General features: G+C 51.7%; 21 protein-coding genes. 6 read left to right on the plus strand and 15 right to left on the minus strand.

Annotated features, from left to right (window positions below):
* Nucleotides 1–372 (plus strand): metal ABC transporter permease (locus tag VMS83_RS06250; protein WP_325410940.1); only part of this gene is annotated, 372 nt, incomplete at its 5' end.
* A 29-nt stretch (nt 373–401) separates the two neighbouring features.
* Here the strand turns inward: VMS83_RS06250 and VMS83_RS06255 are convergent.
* The 9 genes from VMS83_RS06255 to larB form a co-directional block, all read right to left on the minus strand.
* Nucleotides 402–986 carry a hypothetical protein gene (locus VMS83_RS06255; protein WP_325410942.1) on the minus strand — a complete coding sequence of 195 codons (585 nt, stop codon included), beginning with the start codon at nt 984–986 and terminating at the stop codon, nt 402–404.
* Nucleotides 979–1,473 carry a hypothetical protein gene (locus VMS83_RS06260; protein WP_325410944.1) on the minus strand — a complete coding sequence of 165 codons (495 nt, stop codon included), beginning with the start codon at nt 1,471–1,473 and terminating at the stop codon, nt 979–981. The genes VMS83_RS06255 and VMS83_RS06260 overlap by 8 nt, the downstream gene beginning before the upstream one ends.
* Nucleotides 1,457–1,630 (minus strand): hypothetical protein, encoded by a 174-nt coding sequence (locus tag VMS83_RS06265; protein WP_325410946.1) that lies wholly within the window; start codon nt 1,628–1,630, stop codon nt 1,457–1,459. The genes VMS83_RS06260 and VMS83_RS06265 overlap by 17 nt, the downstream gene beginning before the upstream one ends.
* A gap of 85 nt (nt 1,631–1,715) precedes the next feature.
* Complete coding sequence (locus tag VMS83_RS06270) at nt 1,716–2,219, minus strand: hypothetical protein (protein ID WP_325410948.1); 504 nt, start codon at nt 2,217–2,219, stop codon at nt 1,716–1,718.
* Nucleotides 2,220–2,458: 239 nt separating this feature from the next.
* The gene (locus VMS83_RS06275; protein ID WP_325410949.1) at nt 2,459–3,532 is read right to left on the minus strand and encodes a hypothetical protein; all 1,074 of its coding nucleotides are present in this window, start codon (nt 3,530–3,532) and stop codon (nt 2,459–2,461) included.
* 8 nt (nt 3,533–3,540) lie between these two features.
* A complete protein-coding gene (locus VMS83_RS06280; RefSeq protein ID WP_325410951.1) occupies nt 3,541–4,011 on the minus strand; it encodes a hypothetical protein in 471 nt (156 codons plus the stop codon).
* Nucleotides 4,012–4,103: 92 nt separating this feature from the next.
* On the minus strand, nt 4,104–4,709 hold the full coding sequence (locus VMS83_RS06285) for a UPF0175 family protein (RefSeq protein WP_325410953.1): 606 nt from the start codon (nt 4,707–4,709) through the stop codon (nt 4,104–4,106).
* Between the two features lie 334 nt (nt 4,710–5,043).
* Entirely contained in the window at nt 5,044–5,415 is a 372-nt protein-coding gene (locus VMS83_RS06290) for a hypothetical protein (protein WP_325410954.1), read from the minus strand.
* Nucleotides 5,416–5,450: 35 nt separating this feature from the next.
* On the minus strand, nt 5,451–6,206 hold the full coding sequence (gene larB, locus VMS83_RS06295) for a nickel pincer cofactor biosynthesis protein LarB (RefSeq protein WP_325410956.1): 756 nt from the start codon (nt 6,204–6,206) through the stop codon (nt 5,451–5,453).
* A 418-nt stretch (nt 6,207–6,624) separates the two neighbouring features.
* On the opposite strand from larB, the gene VMS83_RS06300 reads away from it, so the two are divergent.
* From VMS83_RS06300 to VMS83_RS06310, 3 genes are all read left to right on the plus strand, one after another.
* The gene (locus VMS83_RS06300) at nt 6,625–7,593 is read left to right on the plus strand and encodes an ATP-binding cassette domain-containing protein (protein ID WP_325410958.1); all 969 of its coding nucleotides are present in this window, start codon (nt 6,625–6,627) and stop codon (nt 7,591–7,593) included.
* Complete coding sequence (locus tag VMS83_RS06305; protein ID WP_325410960.1) at nt 7,590–8,360, plus strand: ABC transporter permease; 771 nt, start codon at nt 7,590–7,592, stop codon at nt 8,358–8,360. Before VMS83_RS06300 ends, VMS83_RS06305 begins: the two co-directional genes overlap by 4 nt.
* A gap of 374 nt (nt 8,361–8,734) precedes the next feature.
* Entirely contained in the window at nt 8,735–9,004 is a 270-nt protein-coding gene (locus VMS83_RS06310; protein WP_325410962.1) for a hypothetical protein, read from the plus strand.
* Nucleotides 9,005–9,075: 71 nt separating this feature from the next.
* Here VMS83_RS06310 and VMS83_RS06315 read toward each other — a convergent pair whose 3' ends face one another.
* From VMS83_RS06315 to VMS83_RS06330, 4 genes are all read right to left on the minus strand, one after another.
* Entirely contained in the window at nt 9,076–12,216 is a 3,141-nt protein-coding gene (locus VMS83_RS06315; RefSeq protein WP_325410964.1) for a hypothetical protein, read from the minus strand.
* 41 nt (nt 12,217–12,257) lie between these two features.
* The gene (locus tag VMS83_RS06320) at nt 12,258–12,506 is read right to left on the minus strand and encodes a hypothetical protein (protein WP_325410966.1); all 249 of its coding nucleotides are present in this window, start codon (nt 12,504–12,506) and stop codon (nt 12,258–12,260) included.
* On the minus strand, nt 12,490–12,906 hold the full coding sequence (locus tag VMS83_RS06325; RefSeq protein ID WP_325410968.1) for a hypothetical protein: 417 nt from the start codon (nt 12,904–12,906) through the stop codon (nt 12,490–12,492). The genes VMS83_RS06320 and VMS83_RS06325 overlap by 17 nt, the downstream gene beginning before the upstream one ends.
* Nucleotides 12,907–13,249: 343 nt before the next feature.
* On the minus strand, nt 13,250–13,501 hold the full coding sequence (locus VMS83_RS06330) for a hypothetical protein (protein ID WP_325410970.1): 252 nt from the start codon (nt 13,499–13,501) through the stop codon (nt 13,250–13,252).
* A gap of 643 nt (nt 13,502–14,144) precedes the next feature.
* On the opposite strand from VMS83_RS06330, the gene VMS83_RS06335 reads away from it, so the two are divergent.
* On the plus strand, nt 14,145–14,921 hold the full coding sequence (locus VMS83_RS06335) for an exodeoxyribonuclease III (protein ID WP_325410972.1): 777 nt from the start codon (nt 14,145–14,147) through the stop codon (nt 14,919–14,921).
* 465 nt (nt 14,922–15,386) lie between these two features.
* Here the strand turns inward: VMS83_RS06335 and VMS83_RS06340 are convergent, their stop codons facing one another.
* Nucleotides 15,387–15,830, minus strand: a complete 444-nt coding sequence (locus tag VMS83_RS06340; protein ID WP_325410974.1) for a hypothetical protein — start codon at nt 15,828–15,830, stop codon at nt 15,387–15,389.
* Between the two features lie 31 nt (nt 15,831–15,861).
* Nucleotides 15,862–16,389: a ribonuclease III domain-containing protein gene (locus tag VMS83_RS06345; protein ID WP_325410975.1), complete on the minus strand. Its 528-nt coding sequence runs from the start codon at nt 16,387–16,389 to the stop codon at nt 15,862–15,864.
* A 110-nt stretch (nt 16,390–16,499) separates the two neighbouring features.
* Between VMS83_RS06345 and VMS83_RS06350 the strand changes: the two genes are divergently transcribed.
* A complete protein-coding gene (locus VMS83_RS06350) occupies nt 16,500–18,401 on the plus strand; it encodes a DUF2075 domain-containing protein (RefSeq protein ID WP_325410978.1) in 1,902 nt (633 codons plus the stop codon).
* The last annotated feature ends 15 nt before the right edge of the window (nt 18,402–18,416 follow it).

Consider the following 18,416-nt stretch of genomic DNA (forward strand, 5'->3'; position numbering starts at 1 on the left):
GATGAAGATGTGGCCGAGGCAAAAGGACTGCCCACCCTCTTGCTCGGCGTAATTTTCATGCTTTTAGTCGCGGTAGCGACATCGATTTCCGTCCAGGTTGTCGGAGTCCTTCTTATTTTCGCATTAATGGTGACACCGGCAGCGATCGCTCAACGATTATCCAAACAACCCATCCACGGGATAATAATCTCTGTGTTCATTGCTCTCATGGCGACGTGGATCGGGCTTTTTGTCTCGTTTTATGAACCATACCCGGTGAGTTTCTTCATCACAAGTATAGTATTCGGCATTTACCTGCTCACCCTGGTTTTTCAGAGGATCAATACATCTCTCGTTTCTGAAAGGTTATTCCATCCTGAAAACAAGGAATAAAAAATGCTGAAGGGTCCTGATAATTTAATTCACCCCCCCATCCCCGTAATCACCCCCACGACCTGCTGAGCCGTCACCGGGTCCAGAACCCGGGCAAGCACGAGGCCGGTCATCGATGCGAACATCGACCAGAACACTTTTTTCGTGTGCTCGTTCTTCCCGAACGCTTCGATCGCTGCGTCCACATCCGCTTTCATCGCTTTCCGGACCAGCTTGGGCAGGAACACGAAGAGCGGCAGGAACACGACGCTTGCGCCGATGAACGCCAGGGTCGTCTCCGCCCGGCCCGCAAGAAAGATCCCAAGCGGGACTGCAAAGATCCCGGCAAGCACCGAGGCCATTGCAACTTCGCCAAACCAGAAGTAGTGCCGTTTCTCAGCATAGTTCGACCGCTCTGCATCCGTCAGCCCGGACAGGTCGAAGATGCCGAGCGTGGAAAGCATCCCGTACCAGACCGCGTGGGTCTCCTCCGGGTCGGCTACAAGGCCGAGGAAGAGCACTCCGACCGGCACAACCAGAAGGATGACCGGGAAATGTGCCAGAAGAAAGATGACACCGAGGAGGACCCCGGTGCCGCAGATGGTGCACCGGGTCACTTTCTCGTTCTCAAACATCGTCTTCACCGGCGATCAGGATCTCAAAGACCGGGCTCGTGGAGCCGCCATTTTCCGGCGAGAAATCCCGCGCCCGTCCTATCTGCGCAAACTTCCGGCAGGCGGTCCGGATCTGCACGGTGTGGATGCCCGGCGCACGCGGGTACACCCGGCGGCCGTCAATGTCGTGCATCTCGTCGTACGGCGGGATACAAAACCAGTCCGGCCAGAACCGGATACCCCGGGGAAGGTCGGTCCCGCGGTACAGGTCCGGCAGCCGCATTGGCGAGAGGTTGTCGTAGACGAGGTCGATGATCAGGTTCTCGTCCGCGTAGTCATGGTTCAGGTCGAGCTCGTAGAAGACCGGGTTCCGGCGCACCTGGTCCTGCGTAAGCGGGGTCTTTGTCGTGAGCGGTACAAGGCCGGCAAACGTGCCCCGGTACAGGCCGGTCACGGTGGCGACCGGCGGTTTTACTGTTCTGTCCTCTGTGTCAGTTATCGGTTCCATGGTATTTCTCCCGGAAATTCCGGTGCTCGTCCCGGAGTTTCTTGAACTCCTCGACGATCTCATCGTACCTGCCGATCTTCTGGTGGATGGCAAAGAGCAGGGGATAGAGCGGGAGGACGAGCCCGACAATAATTCCCAAAAATTCGTTATCCATCATGGCCCTTTCGCAAAAAAACGGCGGGGGAGAGGGTTGTCCGGGAACTTCGTATCCCGTGGCCTTCCCGCCGTTTTGCGGCGTTCCTTCAGGCCAGCTCCGGCACGGAATCGGCCCAGGCCTCGACCTTGGTGCGGATGGACTCATCCTCATAGGACGAGAGCGTCACCTTGTCGCGGGCAAGCAGGAGGTTGTAGATCTCGCCGTTTGCGTCGCTGCACTTGATGGTCGCTGAGAACGTGTCGCTGTCCATCTCGTGGGCGGGGATGCCGCCGTGCGCACTGTTCAGGGCCGTGTCCGCAAGGAGTGCGGCTGCACCGTTGGTATAGCCGGCAAGGCTTGCAAACTTGTGCGTTCCTGTCCCGGCCACGTTGGCCTCATTGTCCTGGTAGATGATCCGGACCGTGTAGGCCTCTTTGGTCTTTTCCATACCGGGATGGGACATCCCGGCGCTCATATACGGTACACACCCAAGAGGGTTGTTTGCGATCAGGGAAGCGACGATGGAATCAAACGTCGCAATGTCCTCGATCGGGGCCGTCAATGTCCTGACGGACCGTTTAATCTCGTTGGTCTGAACAAAGTCAGTCATGGTTTTTCCTTCACCCTCGGGCGCCGTTGGGTGAGGAATGGTTGGGAGCGGGGGTACTTAGCCGTGACTGAACCAACAGAAGGAGGGAAGGGGAAACGTGCTCTGGGGGAACTTTTCCCGGTATAGGAAAAAGTTTGGATCCATAAGACAGTGTTAAAAAGGATGACCAAACAGCAGACGGATAGTACTAACTCCTGTGCCTAATTTCAAAAAAAAAAAAAAATGCGAATGTCCAACGCTCACCCGGCGTCAAATAAGGTGCTTTGTGCTGTGCGAGATTCAATAACGTGCTTTTTGAAATCCCGAACTCTTTCTGTAACTTGGTTCGTTTCAATCAATTCTTTTGTATTTAAATAATCCGCAACGGTGGAGTTTTCTTTTAATACGGATCTGATTTTAATTAACTCCCCATATTGACGCCGTATATTCTCAGTATTCGCCACAGGTTGGGTTAGCGCGGGAATACGCATGTATCCATATGTTTCTGGATCAAAAACGCGAGGGCCACGATAAGGACCAGTTTTTATTTTTTTCCATGCTGTGGCATCAAGGCGAGGCCCAAGATGCATATTTCCTAAAATGTCTACACCCAAACCAAGCCCGACAAAATCTTTTGCCAATACTACATCGGCATTTTTAAGGAATTTTCCGCGTTCTGAATTAATGTCGTAAATAAATCCTTCATCGATAATATTCAGCTTGCGTAATGCCCGCTGGATACTCTGAATCCATGAGAGATTGCTATACAAGGAAGACCTGTCACTGTCAATAATAAAGGAAGTGATGTCCCGATCATGATAATAGTCCAGGAGTGTCGGAATCCACGTTCTCGGCATCTGATGCGGAATTAAACCTATAACGGTTTTTTTATTCAGCGTTTCAACGGTTTGTAAATACGAACCCACATACTCAATAAAAGTGTCCCAAAACGCACATCCCACGCTATCGTCATTTTTAAAAAGTCCCGGGCAGGAGGGGATAATAGCTGCGTCACTGTACACATATTGTAGATCAACCAATGTTTCCATGTCATCGGGTTTTGGGACGATTTCTCCCGTGTATCTTAAAAGAACAAAATTTATTGAATTACTGACAAGGCCCTTCTGAATTTTCTGATTAAATATCCGTTCTTCGGTGCTATTTCCCTTAATCTCTTCAAGATTTTTGGGAGTTACTTCATGAAATATTTCGTTCAAGCCGTCAAGCGACGTTGCTTTATTTATTGCCTTAATGGGACTTTTTAATGATTTTCCGGGAAACTGGATATCAAGAACTCGTGTCAGGATCTGTTCGTCCACTTCTTCGACTTTCACTCGGAGTTTCATTTCTTTCCACTTCTTAAATAGGATAAAAGATCTTCTGTTACATAAAATGTGCTTCTTTTTAGATCCGCTATAATTGCTTCAATATCTGAATCTGAAAGTTCTCCATTATCGGCAATGTGTCTCATTAAGCCAATAATTCCAGTTACGTTAATGTGAGGGGATTTATTGTATGTACCACCTTTTGATGCCATAAATGTGAGAAGATCGGGGATCCTTCTGCGAAGTGTCCAATCATCTGTCACGAGATAATGGGGTTTCCCATTCGTAGCATAATCCAGGTAGGCAACAAGGAAGGAGGAAATATCACCTTTATGAAGGTAGGGATATCTGTCTGATAAATCTGCTATGAGTTCCCCATACATTTCCTGAGGGTTTTTATCGATGACCTGAATTTTTGAAAAACACGAATCAATTGTTTTTTGATCGGATCCCGTTACTGCCTCAAAATACACTTCGATGCTGCTCACTAACGCATATTGTTTCGAGCAGATGACCAATACCTGTACTGAGGGTATATCGTTGATAAATGCGGATATAGCCGAATTATCAAGGATTTTGGTTACGCAAGCGCTCTCCACGGCATACCCCGATCTTTTAAGAGTTTGTCAAAATCGACAGCATTCATACCGGCGATTTCCGCTGCTTTTGAAAAACTGATTTTGCTTTTATTTAACAAAGAGAGGGCAATTGAAACCCGTTTTGGTTTTAATTCGTCCCATTTCACAGATTCACTGATGAATTGAGGATATGAAACATAAACAAAAACCAGTATCTCTTCATCAGTGAGGTCATTAAGGAAAGATTTGAAATCGTTAATAACAGCCAGAAGTTCCGGTTTTGGCCTTAATGAATTAACAAGGGTCTCTCCTTCATCAGTGAGACGATAGAAGCTTCCCTCTCGTTTTACCAGACCAAGCTTGATCAAAGATTCAAGAACATAATCGAGAGTTTCGCTATATGGCCCAAAAAGATGGGGTTCATAATCCAATAAATCCTGAAAACCTTTGAATACGTTCGACACGAGAAACAGGATTTTCTGAATTTTAATTTTACTTCGTATCGGGGCGTAATCTAAAGAGCCTATGGCAAAAAGGACCAATTTCTCCTCGTCATTAAGAGAGGATGATGCTTCTGGTATCTTATAAGCGTTATTTGGACTCTTCATTTTTCCCTATCCCCCCGTATTCTACGATACTTCTTCGTACCGCCTCTTTTACGAATTCCTGCATTGATACGAACCCAAGCCTTTTATCAGATTCTATTATCCTCTGAATTTCTTCTGACATTTCCTTCGGTAAACCGACGTAATTATATTTGCTATTTGATTTTCCCTCGAAAGTTTTCCCCATACTGTATCTATACCGTATGTATACAGAATTACTAAATGAGAAAGCTTTCGGTTAAGCATCCCGAAAAAGACATAATAAAAGTCAGACCGTGGGGAGGGTGAAAGTGATATTAAGAAGAGAGTGATCTCTCTTTCATAATCTGCATCGCACCTAATCTCCCTCAGTCTCACCTTTCCTCCTCTCCCTCCCATAACACCTCCCGCACAGCATCACCCCGCTCTCCTCCTCGATCCACTCCACCTTTGCGACCCCGCAGACCGGGCACTTCCCGGGATCCTTTGTCACCTGCATCATCTTCGAGAGATCGAACGTCCCCGGCAGGGACACGCACGCCTCCTGCTCCGCCTTCCCCTCCAGGACCCGGCGGGAATGCTCGAAGAATGTCTCGACCCGGACGCGGTACTGGTGGTGGAGCCTTCGTTCCACGAAGATCGAGAAGACCGAGGTGCCCTTTTTCTTGATCTGCTCCTGGATCACCTTGGGAATCAAAAAGAGCGGGACAGACGGGATCCTTTTCTGCACCCATGCTGCAGTCCAGGTAGGGCACCAGCATATTTTTAATCCACCCCGATATGGTTGATCATGCTTGCTAGGTAACCGGCCCCAAAGCCATTGTCGATATTTACCACGCTCACTCCGCTTGCGCAGGAGTTTAACATGGAAAAGAGAGCGGTAAGTCCTCCAAAGGAGGTGCCGTACCCGATACTTGTTGGTACGGCAATGACCGGGCAGTCCGCAAGGCCGCCAATCACGCTGGGCAGCGCCCCTTCCATCCCGGCAACGGCAATAATAACCCGTGCGCTCATGATATCGTCAACATGGGCAAGCAGGCGGTGCAGGCCGGCTACGCCAACGTCATAAACCCGGGTGATCTCGTTTCCCAGCGCAAGAGCGGTGAGCGCTGCTTCCTCGGCGACCGGGATATCGCAGGTCCCTGCCGTGGCTATAACAATCGTTCCTTTCCCGTCAGGTTCGGGCAGTTCGCCAGCAATGCCTATCCTGCCGGTCCTGTGGTATCTCAGGGGAACGCTCGTGCCGACAACTTCTGCTGCCTCCGGGTCCATCCGTGTGATCAGCACCGTTTTCTGACCGTGCGCAAGCATCGCTGACGAGATCTCTGCAATCTGCTGCGGGGTCTTCCCGTCACCGTAGATCACTTCTGCCGTACCCTTCCGCAGGCTCCGGTGGTGGTCTACTTTTGCAAATCCCAAGTCTTTGAAAGGTTCGATCCGGAACTGCAGTATTGCCTCGTCCACCGAGAGGGACCCCTCGGATACTTGGCAGAGTAATTTTTTGATCTTCGGTTTATCCATGGGGTTCCCCCCGGGAAAGGCCGAAAAAACCCCGCGGGAAACCAGGTCCGGAATGCCTTTGTACCATTTCTGCAGGGGCGGTAACCGGAGAGGCAGGCCTTTTTCGGCGGGAAAACCGGGCCGGCGTGCCCATGTTTTTCTCTCCTGCCCGGGCAGGCATCCTTTCGCACGGGGACGCCCTGTCGTACCTCATAGAGGAATAAAGAACCCTATGGAATCTAAAATATTCTTATAACTGAAATTTTTTCTGCGGTTATAGCAGGCTATTTCACCGATTCTGCCCGAATTTTAGCAATGGTGCTGGTGTACTGGCAGGCTTTGCGGCACAATTCATGTGTGCCTGTACGGCCCCGGGCAGTACCCCCTCAAAAGAAAGAGTGCGAGAATAAAAGAACTCCCCGGTAACAACAGGCCGCCTATGCCCGCCGTCAGCATAAAAGAACTGGTAAAAACCTACGGGACTCTCCCCGCTGTCGATAATGTCAGCCTTGAGATAGAAGAAGGAGAGGTCTTTGGGCTTCTTGGCCCCAATGGTGCGGGAAAGACCACGCTCCTGATGATGCTTGTTACGCTTGTCTGCCCCACTGCCGGTTCTGCACTCGTAAGCGGTTTTGATATTGTTGCCGAACCGGGCAGGGTCAGGAGATCGATCGGCATTGTCTTCCAGGACCCCAGTTCCGATGAGACGCTTACGGGTTACGAGAACCTCAAACTGCATGGCATGCTGTATGATATGACCGGCCCGCTCTGCGAGCAGAGGATCGCCCAGGTTCTCCGGCTGGTAGATCTCACGCACAGAAGAGATGATCTGGTAAAGCATTATTCCGGGGGAATGCGGAGGAGGCTTGAGCTCGCACGCGGCCTTATGCACCGGCCGCCGATCTTATTTCTCGATGAACCAACACTTGGGCTCGATCCCCAGGCCCGGGAGTATATCTGGAAGTACATCAAAAACCTGGCGGAAAAAGAAAAAGTCACCATTGTTCTTACGACCCATTACATGGAGGAGGCGGACTGGCTCTGCAACCGGCTTGCGATCATTGACCGGGGAAAGATCGTAGCGCTGGGCAGCCCGGCCCGGCTCAAGCAGGAGCTGGGAGGAGACAAGGTCATCCTGCGGGGGGCAAAAGGAACGGGAGAATCATTTCAGGGCCTTTCCAGTGTCAGGGAAACCGAACCGGTTCCTGGCGGCATCTGCCTTACTGTGCAGGATGCCGGCAGTCACCTGCAGGAGATCCTTGCCCGGTCGGGCCCGGTGGAATCTGTCGAGATCCTGCCGGTAACGCTCGCGGACGTATTTTTGCATTACACGGGCAGGGGGATGCGGGAGGGATCCGCAGAAGGCGGCTGGGCGGAGAAGATCATGGCCGCAGGGAGGATGCGATGAGCGTACTTTTTGGGATCTACGCACTGTGGTACCGGGAGATCCGGGTCTTTTTCCGTGAACCGTCGAGGATTGCCGCAGCCGTAATCAGCCCGGTCCTCTGGCTCCTGATCATCGGGGGCGGTTTTGGGTCCCTTGTCTCCTTTGGTAATGTCAGTTTCCTTGCTTTCCTCTACCCGGGGATCCTTGTCCAGCTCGCGCTCTCTACCGCGGTCTTTTTCGGGCTTTATATTGTCTGGGACAAGAAGATCGATTTTTTAAAAGAGGTCCTGGTCTCCCCTCTCCCTCGGGCCGCGGTGTTCTTTGGCAAAGTCATTGGAGGGTCCACGGATACCATGTTCCAGCTTGCCATCCTTCTTCTCCTTGGCTGCCTGCTTTCATCCCTGGGATTCATGGCGGTGCTTCCCCTTTCAGCGCCTGCAATTGCCCTCCTCTTTGCATTCCTTTTGGTGGCTACCGCTGGTTTTACCGGCATCGGGCTTGTGCTTGGCTCCCGGATGGACAGCCCCGAAGGGTTCCAGCTCATCGCGGGCTTCCTTGTTACCCCTCTCTTTTTTTTGTCCGGGGCACTCTTCCCCATCGATAACCTCCCAGGCTGGCTTATCCCGTTTGTGCTTGCGAACCCTGCCACCTACGCGGTGGACGGGCTGCGGGGGGTCCTCATCGGGATGCACCAATTCCCTGCAGGGCTTGATTTCTGTGTTATCTGCCTCTTCTCCACGGTCATGATCCTTGTCGGGACATACGCGTTTGAAAAGATGCGGCTGTAAACCGGAGAAAACCGGTTCTGATAAGTTGGCGGTTGATTGCGGTCTTTCTTTCTCGTAAATAATTCTTCATCAATTGTCAACTTATCAGAACCAACAGAAGGATTTATCATGGCTGTCCTGCCTCTACTCGCGTAATGAGCCGGAAGACGGACACGGCGATGGTGTGCGGCCTGATGCATGATTTTGCCCCGGATGCTCCGGAGCGGGTGCTTCTTTGCTGCAGTTCGCACAGGGGTAGGAAAACCCGGCCGGCAGGGGCCGGCCAAAACAGATTTTTTCCCGCACGGGCCCGGGTTTAAGAGTGAAAGAACATCTTCACTCATCGCAATCCCTTTTTATGCCGGGCCCGAAAATCCATGTCAGGTGAATATCCTATGAGATCGTTCTTCCGGAAAGTCCCGTGGATCGCAGTCGCATTCCTGGTCCTTCTCTCTTGTGTCTCCCCGGCCCTTGCCTTCGGACCGGCCACGGGCTCCGCGACCGGCACCGCCAGTCTCATCGCGAGCCTGCACCCGACCGTATTTTTGCCGGAGAAATCCTCCTGCACCCGGGAAGGCATGGACCACTGCGAGTACTCGTGTATGATGCCCGGCGGGATCCTTGACCTGAACTGCTACGAGGACTGCATCTATTTAATCTGCTGACCAGGGGCTGACCCGGGCCTGTATTCCCGTCCCAAAAACCGCCGGCCATACCGGCTGCAGGCTCCCGTACGTCACCGGGCCGTCCCCTGAAGGCCCCGGCCTTTTCTTTTCCCGGTGCAGCTTCCCCGGCCATAACACCTCCCGCACAGCATCACCCCGCTCTCCTCATCGATCCATTCTACCTTTGCCACCCCGCACACCGGGCACTTCCCGAGGTCCGTTGTCACCTGCTTCATCTTCGAAAGATCGAACGTCCCCGGCAGCGACACGCTCGCCTCCTGCTCCGCCTTCACCGCTGCCGCATAACAGGACCGGCACAGCCTCCTTGCATCCTGCTCATCCTTCTTTCTTGCCCGGCGATCCCTGGTGAGTTTCTCCACGAACCATGCACCCATCTTCCCGCAGACAAAGCACGGGGCTGCGGGCTCCGGGACATCGAGCTTCTTGTAGTCTTTTGCCCGGATGCTCCGGAGCGGGTGCTGTTTTCCTGCAGTTTGCTGCAGGGTTGCGGAATCTGCTTCCATTAAACCGGGCACGGAGCATTTCTTTTTTACTGAACCGGGGCTACCGGTTGTTTTTTGATTTTTGTTTCCAGCATTTCCAGCAAAATACAGGGATTGACCGTTTTCCGGATCTGCAACAATTCCACCACCATCATTCCGGTTTTGCAGCAAACAATCGTTTCTAAGAAGATCATTATCATCATTACAAGCCCGGTTGCAGGAACCGGGCGAAGGCTGGTCACCTTCATTGGTTCCTGCATTTGCTGGAAAACTGCAGGAAACCTGCTTCAATGCTGGAAACGAACCTCCCGTACCATCGTCATCGCTCTCGGGGCCGGGAAGGAGCCAGCAGGCACCGCCACTGTTCCATTGCCGGTACAGATCCCGGTCCCAGAGGTACACCTCGGCTCTCCTCCGGACGGTATTCCCGTCTTCGTTTGTCGAGGTTACTGTCCGGTCACAAAAGGAGATCGCCGGGCATTTCTCCAGAAGGCCCGAGTAGATCTTTCCCCGGCTGTCATACCCTTTGAGGATTTTGTACAGCCCCGAGTAGGACCGGCCGGTGAGCCGTTGCATGTCCTGGATGGAATATTCAAGCTGGTCGGCAATTTTTATCGCTTCGAGCAGACCGGCCTCACTCCGGGTGAGCTTTGTCTCCTGCCCGCCAGCCGTACTATTCAGGAGCGTGAATACCTCGTTTGCTGCGGCAAAATCCGCTTCCTCCGCATAGATGCACAGCATCCCGTCCCCGCTCTTCTTCTGCCGGCGCTGGAGGAAAAAGAGGGCCGCATGGCTCTTGATAAGGTCGTAGAGCATGTCGGGGTTGCGCCGGTTTGCGATCGCGTGGAACCGGATCCGCTGCGACCAGGGGATGATCACCCAGACCAGTTCGCGGTGCAGCACCTCCCAGATGGCCCGGGAGGTCCGGACCTCTTCGGACTCTTCGATTACCGCATCCGGGTCCAGCCGTTCCCGGGCCTGCTTTGCGGCGAGCACCCGTTCGTCCTGCTCGGGGGACTCGTCGATCCAGCAGGTGAGCATCCGGTTCTGTACCTGGTCGTCGCCGGTGCCTTCCTTTTTTGCAATCCACCAGACGCACCGCTCGGGGATCGTGCAGACCCGGGAGGCGAAGTCCTTTGTGACCGTCGTATGCGTGATGGGCTCGTGGAAGTTGCTCGTGGCGGACTTGAGGATCTCCTGGATGCCGTCCGAGAGCTCGGTATCGTCGCTCATCAGGACGGTGCGGGCCACGAGGTCCTTCATGTAATAGAGCGCCTTGTTGCTCACCGTGCCCTTGACCTTGTAGGCGTCCGGCACCTGGCGCATCATCTTGCGGAAGGCGTGGGTCTTTCCCTTGCCGGACTCGCCGGTGACCGAGACGTGGAGGCCGTCGGAGTTCCTGACGGCCTGCGATGCCATCGAGAGGATGAGGCAGCGGGCAAGGATCTCATCGCCAACATGCTCCTGTGCGAACGCGGCAAGCATGTATGCCACCGGGTCGCCGTGCGCAAGGATGTCGAGGGCACGGTTGCGGTAATCCGGGTCCTCCGGCGGTTCCGGTCCGGGGGGCGGCACCGGGGGTTCCGGGGAGGGTGACGGCGGAGGCTGATCTGTTGAACCGTCGCGTTCTGCTTTTGCCTGTGCCCGTTCCCTGCTCCACGTTTTCTGCTTCTGTGCATAGGATTCCCGGCGGGCAGCCCGGTCCGGTTCGAACCGTTCCCGGAGCTCCTGCCACCGCTGGGTCCCTCCTCCGCAGGAGGTGTGCTTGCAGCCGGCAAAGACCGCACCGCTTGCAAACCGGATCGCAAATGCACCGTCCTTGTGGGCCGAAGAGAACGGGCACTGTTTCAGCACGTACAATCTCCCGTTTTTAAAGGGCTTTTCCGATTTTACTGCGATACCATGTTCGTTGAGCCAATCCGGCAAATTCGCAATACTTTTATACCCCTTTGTTTCCACTGGAACGGCCGCCTGTGCATGGACCTCATCCGGCAGCCGTTCTGCAAGTGCCCGGAGCAGGTCCGGGTCTACAATCTCCGGCTCTTTTGGGGCCGAGAGTACCCGGCTCCTCCGGTGGGGCCGGTCCGGGGTATCGTCGCCTTTTTTTGAGACCGTGCCGTAGAGTTTCCAGATCCGGCCGGCATTGAAGTTTGCCGTGTCCACGGCCACGCGGTCGTCCGAGAAGAGGGCATCGAGGGTGGCAAGGCAGCCTTTCACGAGGGCTGTCGCCGCCTCGTCGTTTGCGAGATCGATCCGGTAGAGCAGGTGGGCGCCGTTCCCGGAGTCCCCCTGTACCGGCTCGGGAAACCCAAGGCCGGAGAGCCACCCGGCGATCTCTTCTGCTTTTGCACGGGCGAGGGTATGTTCCTCATCGGTGCTTGAGACCCCGCTCGGGCGTTTTGGGTCGATATCGACCGGGAGCCAGCGCCGGCGTATGATGTCTGCGTCGGCCGTGGTCGCATCATGCCGGGACAACCGCAGCTTGATCCGGTTTGCCCGCCGGGAAAGGAGCGCCGGGTTCACCGGGTTGAGCGTGATGTAGATCCCCATGACCGAGCGGTCGGCATCGAGCGGCCCGGTGGCCCGGACAAGGGCAGCGGGATCGGAAAAGTACCCGGAATGGGTGTGCTGGTCGGAAAGGGCCCGGACCTCGGCTACCTGCCCGGGAGCGACCAGCAGGGAGACCGCGTCAGCAAGCAGGCCGTCCACACGCCATCACCCAAAAGAGGACAAGCGGTTCATCGCAGTGTTCAGACATCCAGCACGTCCTGCACGGTGGGTTCCGGCTTTTCTGCCTTCCCCTCCCGGACCCGGCGGGAATGCTCGAAGAACGTCTCTACCCGGACGCGGTACTGGTGGTGGAGCCTTCGTTCCACGAAGATCGAGAAGACCGAGGTGCCCTTTTTCTTGATCTGCTCCTGGATCACCTTGGGGATCAAAAAGAGCGGGACAGACGGGATCCGTTTCTGCACCCGTGGCTGTTCAGGGCGGGCAGGCATGCCTTACCTCCCGGACATTGTCGCCATCGATCTCAAAGAACTGCCACCGGCCTCCGGAGACCGCGATCCAGAGTTCGAGGTGCACGGGTTTGTGGACGCAGTACGATTTCATGAGGGAGATGTCCGGCCCGAAGAGTTTTCCGGCCTGCACGGGAGTCAGGGCTGGCCGGTACACCCGCCGGAGCTTGACGCCGATCATCATCCCGCCGTTGAGCATCCCGACAATATCGCAAAAGGACCGCGGGAGGTTCATCACCCGCCCGGGGAGCACATGGGTGGCAAAGGACTTGAGGACCAGGAGCGCCTGGAATTCGAGCAGGCCGGCGCTTGTCCCGATCATCCGGCACCCCCCGGGGAATTGCCTGCCCTGCCGGCCCGGGTCCTCCCGCCTCCCGGCCATTGAATATTATCGTTCTCCTGCCAATTCCGGAAAAGCCGGGCACTCCCGGCAGCAAACCACCTGTCAGTACGGGTGACGATGAAAGGTTTTCTCATGAGGGATTCCTCGTTGCGAACTTTATTGGATCATTCAAAGGACGTGCAGGACCGGGCGAAAATGCCGGACGCGGAAAGGTACCGGCATTTTCGCCCGGAAAAGAAGAGACCGGAGGCCGGACCTGGCGGCAGCATGCCGGGGAAACCGTACCACGAACGGCACTCATCCGTGACCGTGGGGGGATGGTTTCCGAAAGGGCAGCCTGCCGGTGCATTACGTTGTGAGAGGTGTCCGGGACCCGGCAGCGTCAGCGTATTTCTGAAAAGAACGGCGAGAGTTCGAAGCGGGGCGGGATAACCTGCCCGGCATAGCCGAGCACACCCTCGTTATCGTAGTAATAGTCGTGGATGGCCGGCTGGGGTTCTTTCTGGATGCACCAGTTTGCCATAAGGGTGGAGAGCAGGTATTCGAAGAGCTGGCACCGGAACCTGATCATCGCAATGGTGTGCCGGAATGGTTCGTACGCCTTGATACTTGCTTCGATCTCTGCCTGCTCCATAATTCAACTATTTTTTGAAGATCGGAATAAGATTTAAAGATTTCTGAACGATCCGGGGATTGTCGATAAAAATTTACAAATTGTTGGAGATTATTGTCAGAAAATGTGTCCGGGTCTTCCGGAAAGTTCCTCGCGATCATTTTATCGTCTCAATTTTCCGATTCCAAAAATCTACGAAAAAAATATATGACGCATGTTTGCACGCATATTCTACTCCACCCAGGCATTGATCAGATACTGCCTCCGGGCCGATAAAGATAGGAGACTTACTTCTTTCCTTCCCCAGATCATCAGCAATCTCGTAAAACTCACATGAACTTTTTTGAAAAGCGCACGATGGGAAAAGAGGTATTTCCCTTTCTTTCGAACTCCATATTTTCATTGCATCAGTAAGAACGGATAATGCAAAATTCCGGTCGTTATGAAAAATCGGGAGATATAAATCCTGAATACCGCTATTTATGAATAAAAGGCCCATATCCATAGATACTCAATTTAAGTTATTTTTCACGAGGACTAATAGTCTTCTGAATACTTCTTCAAAGTATGACGCTTTCCCACCGATGTCATCGAGACTTGGATCCATTCTGGGCGAAGGAAGAACAAATTAATTTAAAAAATTATACAATTAAGGAGCGATCTCATGACGAAAATCATATCATGGAACGTAAACGGACTCAAACATGTAATGGATAATGGATTTTTAAAATTTATCAACGAAGAAAACCCTGATATCATCTGCCTGCAGGAAACAAAATTGAAGGAACCTGCTGTAGCAAAAATCTTCGAGCCATTGACCCGCAGTTACTCTCTCAACTGCACATCATCTGTCAGGGAAGACAAATTTCCCTATAGTGGCGTTGCAACCCTCTCCAAAAAGAAACCGTCCTGGATAAGCAAGACGTTTGGGAGCAACCAGTTCGATATGGAGGGCCGGATCCTTATCAGTGAATATCCGGATTTTGTCCTTTACAACTGTTATTTCCCGACAGGGGCATCAAAGCCGAAATACCAGGATATGAAACGGGCATTTTATTCTGAGTGTTATTCGGCTCTCAATAAATCAATTGACGAAGGCAAATCAGTCATTATCTGTGGGGATTTCAATACGGCTCGCGATGTATTGGATGTTGCAAACGCCTCGCAGAAAAAGAAAACAAGCGGATTTTTGCCCGAAGACCGGGACGACCTCGAAAAACTCTTCTCTCTGGGATTGGTTGATGCGTTCAGGAAAATAAATGCGGATCGCGTGGAGTATACCTGGTGGCATAATTATCCGGGAGTAAAGGAAAAAAATCTGGGATGGAGGATCGATTATTTCCTTGTATCTCCGGATCTTGAAAACTCTATCAAGGACTGCTCTCATAAAAAAGAGACATTTGGCTCCGACCACTGCCCTATCCTACTTGAGATATCATAACCCCCTCCCATAGACAGCCATGAATGACCTGCACTAATCCGGGCTCAATCTGGCCTCCGATGACCCCTTTTTGTACCTCAAAGAAGCCCGTATCGGGCTCCGATTCAAAACAAGCCCAAATCGGCCGTATTTTGGCAATCGGACGAAATAAACGGATCTCATATCGGCGTTTTGAGGGCGGTTTCGGGGTCCTGACTGGTTTTTGGTTATGGATGAGAAAAAAGGCTGTTTCTGGTGCCTCTATGGGGCTCTAATGGGTATTATATGGAGCTCAATTTGGGCGTATTTTAACGAATGGGGGATTATATGAGCCCTGATTTTTGAGGAGGGCAATCGGACGGTTTTACGGGGAGATTTTGGGGGAGGAGGGACGCTCAAACGCCGCGTGGGCTTGGGCCCTATTGTTATCTGACATCCTTCAGTGAAGTCTCTTGATCCTCCTTTTGTATAGATTTTTTAAGAGATTTATTTTGAAGTCATTTCTTTTGTTGCAATTTTTTTAGCTCCATTAAGCTTTGTTCGAATATTTTCCGGGAGATCTACAAGACATATTTCAATATTCTGAGGCATTCGTCCCTTCGTTTTCTCGTTTTGGCACACATTAACCATATCTGGTTCAGTGAAAACCAATAATTTTCTTTTGACTGTTTCTGGTAGAAGGAGAAGAAAATATATGTCTGCCCGTATTTTTTGAAGTTTACCCGAACCTAAATTCCCGCCAGATGTTTTTGCACTGCTTGTTGATATATTAATAACGATAGAATCATCTTTGTTCACGGCATCAAATTCAAATCTTCCACCGGATACCAATGTGAGTTTTTTCTGTTCGAAATCCTGATTGAATTTTAACGTCAACCAATATTTACGAATCCAGTTTTCAACTTCGCGTTGTGTGGATGTATCCGCCATAGCTAACTTACTCTCCGTGAATAAATAATTATTAAATATTCTTTATTTTGTCAATCTCGTCGAAAAAATTATGTTTTTTCAGGAATTCTTTCACTCCCTCAATTCCTCTTTCCAGATAAATCACTGCAATAAGCATCTCAAATCGATCTGCTAAAATTTCTGTTGTCGGTTGATTCCAGATCTGGTTCGTCCTTTGATCTGACCCCCAGAGGATAAAATTTTGTAGATGAATACAATTTTTTGAAAATCTCTGGAGAGTTTGATTGTTGCTATAAAATTCCCGCAAATCATTAATTTCCTTGGGAGTTGAGTGTTCTTTTTTGGGAAAATTTTCGATAATTGCAAAATCCAGAACGAAATCACCAATTGTCTCTAGACTTTCATCCATTGGAATTTTTTTGAGTTGTTTTTCAAAATCGACCGGTTCATTCGTGAAAGCGTTACTTATTATCGCACTAATGAGGCGTTCTTTATCTCGGACGGGATATCCGAGGAGATACTTTTCAACAGGATAACATATTTGATCCCGATACGTGATCCATTCGGCATCGTCTTCCATACATGAACCTGTTATGATTACTGTATGAAGTTCAGATGTATCGCGCCCTAGACATAATGTTTATCCCTCCACCCAGGCTTACTATTGATTATACACGAGATGCCCACCGAATGAATACGACAAATCCCTGCGGCTGGTTCGGATCTATTCACACGTTTCTCTCGCTCTCGAAATCCGATTGGCTCTCGTCATTGCAGGCGCATCATCAACGATGCATGAATTCTCCGGCAGATCAGAGTCAAATTCTTGCGTGGGATCATTCGTTCGACATTCTTCAACGTGAGTTAAAACAGCTCGTGCAGATCAAACCCGCAATTCAAGATTATACGATCATCTTCGAATACGAATTGCCCCGCGAACGAGGAAGACGGCCGGATGTTATTATTCTAGGACCTTGTGTTTTTGTTCTCGAGTTCAAAGATTATGCCACACTCCTTCAAGCCCATAGTGATCAGGTTGCTGCATATGCCCGCGATTTGAAAAATTATCATGCGGGTTCCCAGCCATATTCCGTTCTCCCGATTCTCGTTCTCGCACGAGCCAAGGATTTGATCAGAAGGAATGAGGACGTGATTGTTCTCTCGCCAGATCATATCGCCGATGTTTTCACCCTTGAGTCTGAATTGGAAGCGGGACCGCTGATTGATCCTCAAGCCTGGATCTCTTCGGAATACTCCCCGCTGCCCTCGTTAATCGAAGCAGCCCGGACGATCTGGAACAAGCAACCTTTACCGCAGATCAAACGAGCGTTGAGCGCCGGCATTCCCCAGACAATCGCAGAGTTACTTTCCATCGCACAATCTGCGAAGGCAAACAATGAGCTGCATCTGGCGCTTGTGACCGGTGTGCCCGGAGCGGGAAAGACACTGGTGGGAATTCAACTAGTCTATGAGAATCACCTCGAAGACTCCAACATCCAGAATACCGCAGTGTTTCTCTCCGGGAATGGTCCTTTAGTGAAAGTGCTTCAACATGCCTTGAAATATAAAATTTTTGTTCAAGATGTTCATGGATTCTTGAAAGAGTATGGTGGGGAGACGGCAAAGATCCCCCATGAACACATCTGGGTCTATGATGAAGCGCAACGGGCTTGGGATGCCGAGCGAGTGAATGAGAAGCGAGGACATGCCACAAGCGAACCAGAAGATTTCCTCCGATTAGCGGAACGGATGAACTCATGGGGCTTGATGGTGGCTCTCATTGGCGAAGGGCAGGAGATCCATCTTGGCGAAGAATCGGGATTACCGCAATGGAATGATGCACTCAACAAAATGCAGAAGCCGTGGGTCGTTCATTGCCCCAAGAAGATTGCCGGAACTTTTTCCACAGCAAAAAAGTTGGCAACAACCAATGTTCTCGATCTCTCCGTCTCTCTTCGGTCTCATCTGGCCGAGGATGTTGCCCAATGGATCTCTGCCATACTCGAAGGCGATCTCCTTCATGCGAAAACCTTGTCAGAACGCGTCACAAGCCAAGGCTTTGATGTCTACCTTACGCAGGACATCAATGTCGCAACAAATTATGTGAAGGAGCGGTACAAGGGCCAAGAGGACAAACGCTATGGCCTCCTTGCCTCCTCAAAGGCAAAGAATCTCCCGAAGTGGGGCATCCACAATGAATACAATTACACCAAGAATATGCGAGAAGGCCCGTGGTACAACGATCCCCCAAGCTCGTTTAACTCCTGTTGTGCGCTTCGTGATGTTGCAACGGAGTTCTCGTGTCAAGGGCTCGAATTGGATTTCCCCATTATCTGTTGGGGAGATGATTTTGTATGGGATAGCCTCTGGAAGAGTCCACCGGCTAAACGTTCGAAGGCGAAGGATCCGCACCGGTTGCGCGTGAATAGCTATCGGGTACTGCTGACCCGGGGTCGGGATGGATTCATTATTTTTATCCCGCCAGAGATTGGGATGCAGAGTACGTATGAGGCGCTGAAGGGGGCGGGAGTGAGGGAGATTGGAGAAATAAGTTATTCGAATGAGACAAGAGGAATTTCCGAATCATCTTGAAAAAATAATGGATAT

It is taken from the genome of Methanoregula sp. (assembly GCF_035543475.1).
GTDB lineage: Archaea > Halobacteriota > Methanomicrobia > Methanomicrobiales > Methanospirillaceae > Methanoregula.

What these genes read in the sequence shown, in the direction of transcription:
- VMS83_RS06255 (WP_325410942.1), bottom strand. Translation starts at nt 986, where the DNA reads ATGTTTGAGAACGAGAAAGTGACCCGGTGCACCATCTGCGGCACCGGG.
- VMS83_RS06260 (WP_325410944.1), bottom strand. Translation starts at nt 1,473, where the DNA reads ATGGAACCGATAACTGACACAGAGGACAGAACAGTAAAACCGCCGGTC.
- VMS83_RS06265 (WP_325410946.1), bottom strand. Translation starts at nt 1,630, where the DNA reads ATGATGGATAACGAATTTTTGGGAATTATTGTCGGGCTCGTCCTCCCG.
- VMS83_RS06270 (WP_325410948.1), bottom strand. Translation starts at nt 2,219, where the DNA reads ATGACTGACTTTGTTCAGACCAACGAGATTAAACGGTCCGTCAGGACA.
- VMS83_RS06285 (WP_325410953.1), bottom strand. Translation starts at nt 4,709, where the DNA reads ATGAAGAGTCCAAATAACGCTTATAAGATACCAGAAGCATCATCCTCT.
- larB (WP_325410956.1), bottom strand. Translation starts at nt 6,206, where the DNA reads ATGGATAAACCGAAGATCAAAAAATTACTCTGCCAAGTATCCGAGGGG.
- VMS83_RS06300 (WP_325410958.1), top strand. Translation starts at nt 6,625, where the DNA reads ATGCCCGCCGTCAGCATAAAAGAACTGGTAAAAACCTACGGGACTCTC.
- VMS83_RS06305 (WP_325410960.1), top strand. Translation starts at nt 7,590, where the DNA reads ATGAGCGTACTTTTTGGGATCTACGCACTGTGGTACCGGGAGATCCGG.
- VMS83_RS06310 (WP_325410962.1), top strand. Translation starts at nt 8,735, where the DNA reads ATGAGATCGTTCTTCCGGAAAGTCCCGTGGATCGCAGTCGCATTCCTG.
- VMS83_RS06320 (WP_325410966.1), bottom strand. Translation starts at nt 12,506, where the DNA reads ATGCCTGCCCGCCCTGAACAGCCACGGGTGCAGAAACGGATCCCGTCT.
- VMS83_RS06325 (WP_325410968.1), bottom strand. Translation starts at nt 12,906, where the DNA reads ATGGCCGGGAGGCGGGAGGACCCGGGCCGGCAGGGCAGGCAATTCCCC.
- VMS83_RS06330 (WP_325410970.1), bottom strand. Translation starts at nt 13,501, where the DNA reads ATGGAGCAGGCAGAGATCGAAGCAAGTATCAAGGCGTACGAACCATTC.
- VMS83_RS06335 (WP_325410972.1), top strand. Translation starts at nt 14,145, where the DNA reads ATGACGAAAATCATATCATGGAACGTAAACGGACTCAAACATGTAATG.
- VMS83_RS06340 (WP_325410974.1), bottom strand. Translation starts at nt 15,830, where the DNA reads ATGGCGGATACATCCACACAACGCGAAGTTGAAAACTGGATTCGTAAA.
- VMS83_RS06345 (WP_325410975.1), bottom strand. Translation starts at nt 16,389, where the DNA reads ATGGAAGACGATGCCGAATGGATCACGTATCGGGATCAAATATGTTAT.
- VMS83_RS06350 (WP_325410978.1), top strand. Translation starts at nt 16,500, where the DNA reads ATGAATACGACAAATCCCTGCGGCTGGTTCGGATCTATTCACACGTTT.